The sequence below is a fragment of the Gemmiger formicilis genome, from assembly GCF_900167555.1.
GTDB lineage: Bacteria > Bacillota > Clostridia > Oscillospirales > Ruminococcaceae > Gemmiger > Gemmiger formicilis.
Window position 1 is genome coordinate 1 of the sequence record NZ_FUYF01000036.1, and the last position, 10,683, is coordinate 10,683.

9 protein-coding genes are annotated in these 10,683 nt (G+C 43.1%); 8 read left to right on the forward strand and 1 reads right to left on the reverse strand.

Annotated elements, in window-relative coordinates:
- Positions 1-438: 438 nt before the first annotated feature.
- Positions 439-1,224 (reverse strand): MurR/RpiR family transcriptional regulator, encoded by a 786-nt coding sequence (locus tag B5D32_RS13710; RefSeq protein ID WP_078785537.1) that lies wholly within the window; start codon positions 1,222-1,224, stop codon positions 439-441.
- 340 nt (positions 1,225-1,564) lie between these two features.
- Between B5D32_RS13710 and B5D32_RS13715 the strand changes: the two genes are divergently transcribed.
- The 8 genes from B5D32_RS13715 to B5D32_RS15065 form a co-directional block, all read left to right on the forward strand.
- The gene (locus tag B5D32_RS13715) at positions 1,565-2,998 is read left to right on the forward strand and encodes a 6-phospho-beta-glucosidase (RefSeq protein ID WP_078785538.1); all 1,434 of its coding nucleotides are present in this window, start codon (positions 1,565-1,567) and stop codon (positions 2,996-2,998) included.
- Positions 2,999-3,063: 65 nt separating this feature from the next.
- Complete coding sequence (locus tag B5D32_RS13720; protein ID WP_078785539.1) at positions 3,064-4,479, forward strand: PTS transporter subunit EIIC; 1,416 nt, start codon at positions 3,064-3,066, stop codon at positions 4,477-4,479.
- Between the two features lie 194 nt (positions 4,480-4,673).
- Positions 4,674-6,146: a family 1 glycosylhydrolase gene (locus tag B5D32_RS13725; protein ID WP_078785540.1), complete on the forward strand. Its 1,473-nt coding sequence runs from the start codon at positions 4,674-4,676 to the stop codon at positions 6,144-6,146.
- A gap of 21 nt (positions 6,147-6,167) precedes the next feature.
- The gene (locus B5D32_RS13730; RefSeq protein ID WP_159447063.1) at positions 6,168-7,067 is read left to right on the forward strand and encodes an ROK family protein; all 900 of its coding nucleotides are present in this window, start codon (positions 6,168-6,170) and stop codon (positions 7,065-7,067) included.
- A 2-nt stretch (positions 7,068-7,069) separates the two neighbouring features.
- Positions 7,070-7,852: a ChbG/HpnK family deacetylase gene (locus B5D32_RS13735; protein ID WP_078785542.1), complete on the forward strand. Its 783-nt coding sequence runs from the start codon at positions 7,070-7,072 to the stop codon at positions 7,850-7,852.
- Between the two features lie 242 nt (positions 7,853-8,094).
- A complete protein-coding gene (locus B5D32_RS13740) occupies positions 8,095-8,382 on the forward strand; it encodes a DeoR family transcriptional regulator (protein WP_078785543.1) in 288 nt (95 codons plus the stop codon).
- A gap of 948 nt (positions 8,383-9,330) precedes the next feature.
- On the forward strand, positions 9,331-10,506 hold the full coding sequence (locus B5D32_RS13745; protein WP_159447064.1) for an AAA family ATPase: 1,176 nt from the start codon (positions 9,331-9,333) through the stop codon (positions 10,504-10,506).
- Positions 10,503-10,683 (forward strand): plasmid mobilization protein (locus B5D32_RS15065; RefSeq protein WP_420896771.1); only part of this gene is annotated, 181 nt, incomplete at its 3' end. The genes B5D32_RS13745 and B5D32_RS15065, both read left to right, overlap by 4 nt.

The window sequence follows — 10,683 nt, forward strand, 5'->3', positions numbered from 1 at the left end:
AAAAGGGCAGTACACCGATGCGGCAGACGATATGCTGCTAAAATTATTCTGAAAATCAAACACTAACAAAAACAAAAAACCTCATTGCAAAAAACACATTGCAATGAGGTTTTCTGGTGCGACCGGGAGGATTCGAACCTCTGGCCTTCCGGGTCGGAGAACTACGACAAGGCGGTGTAGACCGACGTTAAGACGTTAATTCTGTTAGTTTTGCACAGTTGCGCCCAAAACGAGAAAAAGCCTGCTGGTGGTTGTCACAACAGACTTTTTTGGCATTTTGCGGTGCTGCTGCACAGTAGTAGTCAAATGGTGGTCAAAATAACCCCTATAACAAACCGTTCACAGATGGGCAGGAACATTAGTCATTGTAAATATTTTAAACCAAACCATGATTGCATGCTGTACGAATTTGTCCAACAGTAAAAAGGACTTTACAAATCACACCAATTGTTGCAGCTTTTGGTGTAGAGACTCGATAAGCATTTCAATCACCATAAAAAATATTGGAGCCTCGTCCATAGGGTACATTCCAGATATACTGGCTGGATACGGAATGGCAATGAGCGTATCCACATAATTTGAGAGACTACAATTTGATGTCATTGTTATGAGAATTACTTTTACACGATTTTTCCGGTACTCTTCAGCAAGAGAGATATATGTATCGCGACCGCTGATTGAGAATATAACAACGACATCGCCCGACTTCAGAATTCTCTCATAACTTGCCATAATGGTATAATCACTTATTGCGTGGGCATCAACACCGAATTTGTTTAACCGAAACGCAAATTGTTGTGCAGAAACGGCAGAATGAAGCAGTCCAAGTGTAATTACGCGATTGGCGTGTGAGATTGCATCAATGGCAGTATCAAGTATCTGGGAATCAAGCAAACTTTCCATTTGCATTATTTCATGGAAATAGTAGGAAATTGCATGTGGAATTTCTTGTGCCAAATGGTCTTGAGGGGAAGTTGTTGGTAATGCACTTTCTGTATTTTCCAGATCGCTTAGAAGTGCAACCTTAAAATCGGAGTAGCCCTGATAACCGAGCTTTTGGCACAGTCGAAGGACTGTGCTGCGGCTTGCATTACATGTGGCAGATACTGCCTCACAGGATAATTCTTTTATACTTTTCGGATGTGCCAAAATAAAATCTGCTACACGGCGCTCATTTCTGGAAAAATTTGAAAGATTTTCTTCGAGCAGTTTTAGAACCGACATTGCACGGCCCCCCCTTGATACAAAATTCTAACATCCATATTATATAGCAAAAACGTGCAAATGTCCAGTGAAAGACACTGAATTGGGCAAACAGTTCGTTTTTGCAAAAGCAAATGTACCAAAAACGTGCAAAAATATCTGTGCATGCTTACAAAAACGTGCAGCAAATGTTGCAAAACCGTGCAACACGCGCTATAATATGATTGCAATCGCAGAAGATACCCAACATGGTCGGTGTGTCTTGTGCGAAAGATTCTCTTATGAAAAAGCGCGCTTATCAATAAGGAAAAGGTAACTATCAAATAACAGATGTACGATCTAAAGGAGGAACAAAAAAGGAATGTCTTTCCCAACAAATTTCCTATGGGGCGGTGCGATTGCAGCAAACCAATGCGAAGGAGGGTGGAACGAAGGCGGACGCGGCCTTTCTAATGCAGATGTACTTCCTTATGGAGAGGATCGCCTTGCGGTAATTAAGGGTGATCTTCAAATGTTGACTCCGGATAATGAACACTATTATCCAGCACAAAATGCAATTGATTTCTATCATCACTATAAGGAAGATATCGAACTGTTTGCGGAAATGGGGTTCAAAGCGCTTCGGCTTTCGATTTCATGGAGTCGTATCTACCCGAATGGGGATGATGAAAGGCCAAATCAAGAGGGAATCGCTTTCTATCGAAACGTATTTGCAGAATGTCATAGACATGGAATTGAACCTGTCGTAACAATTACACACTATGATATCCCGATGAATCTGGTAACTAAGTATAGGGGCTGGAAAAACCGAAAGCTCATTGACCTTTATATAAAGCTCACCAAAACACTTTTTGCTGAGTACGGGCAGCAAGTACGATATTGGATTACCTTTAATGAAATCAATATCATGACAAGTGCATGCTTTATGTCCGCAGGAATTGTATTTGAGCGCGGTGAAAATCGTTATGTCTCGATATATAATGCTGTACATAATGTTTTGGTTGCAAGCGCTTGGGCTACAAAACTCTGCCATGAGATGATTCCAAATTCAAAAATCGGCTGCATGCTCAATGCAGGAATTTATTATCCGAAGACATGCAATCCCTTGGATGTACAGGCGGCCCAGAGTGAGAATCGTAAACACTATATGTTTACGGATGTTCAGGTACGCGGTGAGTATCCTGAGTATGTAATCAAGGAATTTGAGCGGTATGGCTTTAAAATCCCATTTGAAGAAGGGGACAAGGCTATCCTAAAAGAGAATACTGCGGACTTTGTTTCTTTTTCATATTACTCAACGAGGGTAGCTGAAGCAAATGCAAAGGGAAAATATGATTCCAATTTGCTCAAATCTGCAGACAATCCCTATCTAGAGCATGAGCCGTGGGGACGTTTCATTGATCCCATCGGATTGCGAATTACGATGAATGAAATCTATGACAGATATCAAAAGCCCTTATTTATCGTTGAAAATGGCTTGGGTACAATAGATCAGCCCAATGCAGACGGATATGTGGCAGATGACTACCGCATCCATTACCTGAGAGAGCATATTTTGGAAATGAAAAAGGCAGTAGAGCTCGATGGTATTCCTCTTATGGGATATACCTGCTGGGGACCAATCGATTTGGTGTCTGTTGCAACAGGAGAAATGAAAAAGAGATATGGCTTCATTTATGTGGATCGAGATGATACGGGAAAAGGCTCTCTAAGGAGGACTAGAAAAAAATCATTTGGCTGGTATAAACAGGTGATTGCTACAAATGGTGAGTCGATTACAGACCCACAAAATTAATGTATAGAAGCCTCTACAATTTACAACTGAAATTTGCTAAGATATAAATATTAGGAGGAAAACAAATGGCTATGGACTATAATCAGTTGGCCGTAAACATTCTGGAAGCTATTGGCGGCAGTCAGAATGTTGAGAATGTCTCACACTGCATGACACGGCTTCGTTTTGTCATGAATGATAACGCCAAAGTTGACATGAAGAAGCTCCAGGAAATTAACGGCGTGATTCGTGTCATTGATACGGATACACAATTACAAATCGTCATCGGCTCTGCTGTTGACAAGGTTTATAAGGAAGTGTGCGCTGTAGGCAACTTTGAAAGCCAGGAACCTGTCCAACAAAATGCAGACGCAGATAAAGAAAATAAAACCAAGAAGAAAATTACGCCAAAGAGTGTGGCAAATGGTATTATTGATGCCGTATCCGGGAGCTTGGTTCCCATACTTCCCGCAATTATTGCAGCCGGTATCTTTAAAATGGTTGCCGTTCTGCTTGGACCAACGAACTTGGGCGTTTTTACAGAAGACAACCAGCTGTACATTTTCTGCAACTTGGTTAACACAGCTGTATTCTATTTCCTGCCTTTCTTTATTGCCTATACGGCATCAAAGAAATTTAATGCCACACCTCTTTATGCTATGATGGTTGTCGCTGTTATGATTCACCCGGATATGCTGGACATCATAAATGCAGGAGAAACTTTTAAGCTGTATGGCATTTTCAATATGCAGCTGATCAATTATACCAGTAGCGTGATTCCGATTGTATTAAGTACATGGGTCATCTCGTATATTGAAAAATTTGTCAAGAAAATTGTCCCGGATCATTTCCGCGTTGTAGGTGTTCCCGTATTGATTATGGTACTTGCGTTCCCTGCGGCGCTCTGCATTTGTGGACCTGCATGCAACGCAATCATGCAGCTGCTTGTCAACGTGATTCTTTGGATGAATGATACCCTTGGTATTGTAGCAATCGTTATTGTGGCTGTGTTCTGGCTGTTCCTGATGATGTTTGGCATGCACATGCCGTTGATGATGACCCTGCTTCCCGTTTGGATGCAGATGGGGTATGATGCTATTGTATCTCCGGGTGCTATTGCCAGTTCCTTAGCCCATGTGGGTGCCATCCTTTCTTATGCAATTCGTGCCAACAATCAGGATAAACGGGCTTTTGGTTGGACCGCCTTTATTACTATGATTTCGGCAAATATTGGTGAGCCTGCACTATACGGCATTACGCTGGTTGAGAAGCGAGTTCTGGCTTATCAAATGGCTGGTGCCGCATGCGGCGCTGTTGTTATGTATATTCTTGGCGCAAAAGTAACGCTGTTCTCCGGAGTTGGCTTCGTATGGCTCAATTTCCTGCGTTTTGGTGAATACGCGGTGGCCGGTGCTATTGGCATGATTGTTGCTTTTGTCGTTTCGTTTGTGCTCGGCATGGTTTTGGGATATGGAAAAGAGATTGTTTCAAGCAAAAACTAATAACTTGCGGATATCTGTGGAGCGGAGAAATGTTATCTAAACTTTTCGCTTGCCATATATATCTTTGATAAAAATACGATCCTGATGGCCTTGTCAGGGAGATGCTATAACAGCAGAGAGCCTGCAGGAATGTGGGCTCTCTGCGTTTTTTCGCAGTAACAATGTAGAAAAATATAATTTGGGGAGGAATAATAATGAGCTTTCCGAAAAAATTCCTTTGGGGCGGTGCAGTAGCTGCAAACCAATGTGAAGGAGCCTATCTTACCGACGGAAAAGGCTTGTCTGTTCCGGATATGTTAATTGGCGGCAGCTTGAATACACCTCGTACATTTCTGCCACAGATAGATACAACAGCGTTTTATCCAAGTCACCAAGCTGTGGATTTTTACCATCATTACAAAGAGGACATTGCCTTATTTGCTGAGATGGGATTTAAGTGCTTCCGAACCTCTATTAACTGGGGACGAATCTTTCCAAATGGAGATGATGAGCGGCCAAACGAGGCAGGACTACAATTTTATGATGCTCTTTTTGATGAATGTAAAAAATATAATATTGAGCCGTTGGTGACGCTGTGTCATTATGAAATACCATGGCATATTGTCACAGAATATCATGGCTTTTATAACCGGAAAACCATTGATTTATATTTGAAGTATGTAAAAACATGCTTCCAAAGATACAAAGATAAGGTAAAGTACTGGATTCCCTTCAATGAAATCAACATGGCGATGATGAATGCGGGTATGGGCGATTTGTATTGTTTGGGATTGTTGGAGGATGAGGATATTCGTTCTAAGGAGAGAATTCCCGTAACAAAATTAAAGCATGATCCACAAAAATGTTTTACAGCACTCCATAACGAGTTCGTAGCAAGTGCGCTGGCCGTAAAGGCCGGTCACGAAATCAACCCGGATTTCAAATTCGGTACTATGATTGCGCATGGGACAATGTACCCGCTGACGCCAGACCCTAAAGATATGCTGTTCTATCAAAAGAAGGAACATCAAAAATATGACTTCTGCGGAGATGTGCAAGTCCGGGGGAAATATCCGTGCTGGGCAAAATCTATGTTTGCAGATTATGGCGTGCAGGCAGATTTCATCGATGATCTCGATGATAAGCGAATCTTGAAAGAGGGTGTTGTTGATTTCTATTCATTTTCCTATTATTCATCTTCTTGCATTACGACAAATCCGAATGTTGAAAAAACTCATGGGAACATGAGCTTCAGGGCAAAAAATCCGTATTTAAAAGCAAGTGAATGGGGATGGCAAATTGACCCGGATGGACTTTATTATACGCTGATGCGGCTAACGGACCGCTATCCGGAAACTCCGCTTATGATCGTTGAGAATGGCCTAGGTGCAATGGACCAATTGACAGCAGATGGAAAGGTGCATGACAAATATAGGATTGCTTACTTAAAGCCACATATTGAGGCAATGAAGCGCGCTGTAGAGGATGGTGTTCCTTTGATGGGGTACACTTCATGGGGACCAATCGATTTGGTTTCTGCTGGCACAGGCGAGTTCAGAAAACGCTATGGTTATATCTATGTGAACCGTGACGATGATGGTCGTGGTGACTTTTCGCGCATCAAAAAAGACAGTTTTTTCTGGTATAAGAAGTGTATTGAATCAAATGGAGAAGATCTGGAATTTTAATGAATGACAGGGAGAAACGCAATGGAAAAGTATTTGGCTATTGATGTTGGTGGCACAAATATTAAATACGGTTTGGTGACAGAGGAAGCTGTCATTCTTGAGCAGGGGAGTCTCCCCACGCCGAAGAACGGTGCAAATGACTTTTTGAAAATAATCGAACATATTTTTGAAAAGTACAAATCTGAAACACATACAATCGTTATGAGTGCACCAGGATCTTACAATGCAAAGGAAAAGACTTATTTTATTGGCGGATCTCTACGCTACATGAGTGACATAAATATAACCAAACTTATAAAAGAGCGTATGGATTGCAATTTTAGCATTGAAAATGATGCTAAATGTGCAGCATTGGCTGAACTGTGGAAGGGCAGCATGAAAAGCGTAAAAAATGGTTTGGTTATTACATTAGGGACGGGAATCGGTGGGTCTGTCATTATTGATGGAAAGTTGTACCGTGGGTCATCTTGCTATGCGGGAGAACTGTCTGGAATAAGTACAAACTGGACAGAGGCGTACACAACGAAAACAATTTGGTCAAAGTATCAGAGCACAAAAATCTTGTTACAACATTATGCGCAAGAAAAAGGCTGCACAGACGAGCCGGTCACCGGACAAGAATTTTTTGAAAATGTAATTAACGGGGAACCGACGGCTTGTCTGGTTTTAGATAAGTTCTGCACAAATCTTGCAACGGGATTGTTCTCTTTGCAGCTGATTCTCGATGTGCAAAAAATATCGATTGGAGGCGGAATTTCCAAGCAACCAATTCTAATAGAAAAAATCAATCAGAAAATGCAGTCTATATATGAAACATATCCGTATATTCATACCACAAAACCGGAGATCTGCGCATGTACATTTGGAAATGATGCCAATTTGATAGGTGCGCTGTACCACTATACTTACGAGGTTGATTGAAAATGAAACTTTTGGTACAATCAGATGACTATGCAATTTCTCCGGCAGTGGCCAGAGGTATTCTTTATGGTATTGAAAATGGCATAATTCGGAATACAGGTATGTTTATGAATATGCCGTGGAGTGTAGAATGCGGAAAGTTGATCATGCCATATCTGGATAAAATTGCGTTAGGAATTGATTTGAATTTAACAACGGGAACGCCGTTAACGAAGCCTGATTTAATTCCTTCATTGGTTCAGGATAATGGTGCCTTTCATACAAGCAATGAAAGTCGCACTTTGGATGCAAAAGCGGAAAATCAGGAACACGCAGTTCTGGAGGAAGTGATTCTTGAACTGGAAAATCAAATCAAACGGTTTGTTGAATTATTTGGACGGAAACCGGACTATGTACACCCGCATGCTTATGCTACGCCGGCAATCATCCATGCCGAAAGTGAACTGGCAAAGGCATATGGTATTCCTTTTTCACTTGATGTTTTTCATAAAATATTCAAGCTGGAGACAACACTGCCTAAAATGGAGTGGTATCTTAAACCTGCAACTCCTGAAAATCAATTGAAATCATCATTAAAAACCTATATCCTGATGCATAGCGAGGAGCTACTGAAAAAAGATTATTCGTTAATTGTTGGTCATATGGGATTTGTTGATCACAATCTCATGAAATTGTCTTCGTACAATCTTTACAGAATATCTGATTTGGAAGCCGTAACAAGTCCTGAGATTGTGAAATGGGTGGAGGACAATCAGATTGAGCTGATTTCGTACAGAAATCTATAATGTGAAAAATCTTTTTTCCCCCATGTGCGCACTGACAGTTAATGGTAGCTCACTATGAACGTCAAAATGATGCTATTGGGGATTGCTTACATGAGCATGGTGTGAGATTCCGTTTTGAACAAAGGTTGATATAATACTAATTGTACGGTTAAACGATAGAATTTGCTGCTTGCAGAGGGAAGGACGTCATCACAACGATAACTGGGAAAAGAAGATTCTCATTATATAAGCGCCGCAGGCTGTTGATTGCAGCCCTTTATGAGCGGCAAAATGATACCGTCGGAAACCTTGCTTTTGAGTTCGATGTGAGTTTCCATACCATCCGTAACGATATTCGTGTGCTAGAATTGGAATATCCGATTTACACCAAAGTTGGAGCAGGTGGAGGTGTGTTTGTTCTGGATTCGAGTCGACTGCAGCAACGGTGGTTAACAATACGCCAGCGGGAACTGCTGATGGATGTGTGCGGTGCTTTGAATGATGAGCAAGCTTTGCTGATGAAATCCATCATAGGTGGATTGTCGCCGTGAATTGTGAACGTCACGTAAACAATTAGCACTTGCTGTTGACAGAATGCTAATTGTCGGCGTATATTAGACTTACAGATTCGTTCTGTACCAGCACCTTTACAACTGAATACACAGCATAACAGGTACTTTACTTTCCCGGTGGGGCGCACAGCAAGGTCAAGGCAGACCCTAACCCACGGCGGGGAGAGAACATAATGATACTCCAGATGCCCTACAGCTTCAGATAGGGTGACCGCGCTTGGGTTGTAAGAAGTAAGACCCTTGCAAAGTCAGTGAACGGTCGTTGCCAGCGGCTTGCCTGTTATGTTCCCGAGTCTGGGGGCGAGCGGCAAATTAGACATTTTTCTTCAGCATTATTTTGATGCACACGGTTTCTTTTATTATTTATATAACTGTGTGATTGACGCTACTATGCGTATTATTTGATTTTTATTGAATTCACATCAAGATTTTCGGGGAAAGTGTACCCTTACGCCCGGATAAAACAGAGAAAATATATAAGAGCCCGGAGGACCTTACCAAATCGGTAAGGCTCTCCGGGCTCTTTTTTCTCTCCCGGAAAGTGTATTCAAGAGGGTTACACAGAATAACGATACAGCAGGGAAAGGTAGTGAACTTATGATTAGACCAATTCTGAGAGATTGTGCGAAATACGCACGAGGACTGCCAAAGTGAATCAGAACTGATTCACTCTGGGGTGGTAAAATCGAAAAAGTGAATCAAATCTGATTCACTCTCACACCTTGCCCAAACGCGCCCTGTGTGAGGCGGATGCCCCTCACCGCACACGGACGCGATGAACTCCGCAAACCCGCCGTTTGGCGCGTCTGTGGGGCTGTGGGGCGGCGTGAGCCGTACAACTTAACACTAGAGAGTAAAACTTACTACACACAAAATTACGATACTATGAGATAATAGATATATGCCAAACAAGAAAGGATGATGCAAATGACTTTTACAAAAATTCCGAAAGCAATCTCCGCAGAAGAACTTCTCTCCACGCCGCTGCCGCCCGTAAAGTGGATTATCCCCGGTTTGCTCCCAGCCGGATTGGCGCTGTTTGCCGGCCCCAGCAAAGCAGGCAAAAGCTGGCTGACCTTGTGGCTGTGTTTGCAGATTGCGCAGGGTAATCCTGTCTGGAATCGAGAAATAGAGCCACGCACCGTGGTTTATTTGTCGTTGGAAGATACATTTAACCGCCTGCAAAACCGCATTTTCCAGCTTATTGACGGCGGAGATGCCCCGGAGCGTCTGATTCTCCAAACCGAATGCCCCAGCATCGGGCAGGGCTTGGAGGAACAAGTCGAGGCGCTTGTCCATACATATCACGATGTTGGTCTAATCGTTATCGATACACTTCAAAAAGTGCGTCTAAGCGATGGAAACGGTGGAATGTATGCGAACGACTATAAGGAGGCCGGTGCATTGAAAAAGCTTGCTGACAAGTATGGCATCTGCATTTTGCTGATTCACCACTTGCGTAAGCAGAGTGCAGCTGATCCGTTTGACCAGATTTCAGGCTCTACAGGTCTTATGGGTGTGGCAGATACCAGCTGGGTTATGCAGCGCAAACGCATGAGCCAGACTGCCGACATCCTGCTGACAGGTCGTGATATGGACGATAGAACGCTGCATTTGCGGGAAGAAAACTGCATTTGGACACTTGAAGATGAAGAAACCGCAGAGGAACGAGAGATCAAGGCTGTGCCGGACTACTTGTGGAAAGCAGCTGAGTACATCGAAAGCATTGGGAACTGGCAGGGAACGGCATCTGAATTGCTTGCGGCAGCAGGTATTGAAAATGCCAAACCGAACCAGTTCACCTACAACATGGCCAAGTATTTCGATAAAGTATTCGAGCCGAAAGGGATTCACTATAAAACTCATCGAAAAAATAAGGTTCGCCTCTTGAACTTCTATGGTGACGATGGTGACGGTGGTGACGATGATATTGATATAACTCAATTATCGGGGTGGGGTATCCCAGAAAGACCGTCACCATCGTCACCATCGTCACTCGGAGCGCTTGAGGGAAGCAAGCATGGGCGAAGTGTTGCCACAGGGCAACCCGCCGAAAAGCCTACGGGGACAGCCCCGAACCCCTGTGAGGCTGCTGGCGCATGAGAAAGCGCAGCGTTGGAATCAATGTCCGCGTCAGCGTCACCGAGAAACGAAAAATGACGCTGATGGCTAAACGGTGCGGGCTGTCTCTCTCGGAATACTTACGCCAGCGGGCGCTGGGATATGAACCGGGCGGGCATCCGCCCAAGGAGGTATTTGATGTGTTGGATAAATTGGATG

What these genes read in the sequence shown, in the direction of transcription:
- B5D32_RS13735 (WP_078785542.1), top strand. Translation starts at nt 7,070, where the DNA reads ATGAAACTTTTGGTACAATCAGATGACTATGCAATTTCTCCGGCAGTG.
- B5D32_RS13745 (WP_159447064.1), top strand. Translation starts at nt 9,331, where the DNA reads ATGACTTTTACAAAAATTCCGAAAGCAATCTCCGCAGAAGAACTTCTC.
- B5D32_RS13730 (WP_159447063.1), top strand. Translation starts at nt 6,168, where the DNA reads ATGGAAAAGTATTTGGCTATTGATGTTGGTGGCACAAATATTAAATAC.
- B5D32_RS13725 (WP_078785540.1), top strand. Translation starts at nt 4,674, where the DNA reads ATGAGCTTTCCGAAAAAATTCCTTTGGGGCGGTGCAGTAGCTGCAAAC.
- B5D32_RS13710 (WP_078785537.1), bottom strand. Translation starts at nt 1,224, where the DNA reads ATGTCGGTTCTAAAACTGCTCGAAGAAAATCTTTCAAATTTTTCCAGA.
- B5D32_RS13715 (WP_078785538.1), top strand. Translation starts at nt 1,565, where the DNA reads ATGTCTTTCCCAACAAATTTCCTATGGGGCGGTGCGATTGCAGCAAAC.
- B5D32_RS13720 (WP_078785539.1), top strand. Translation starts at nt 3,064, where the DNA reads ATGGCTATGGACTATAATCAGTTGGCCGTAAACATTCTGGAAGCTATT.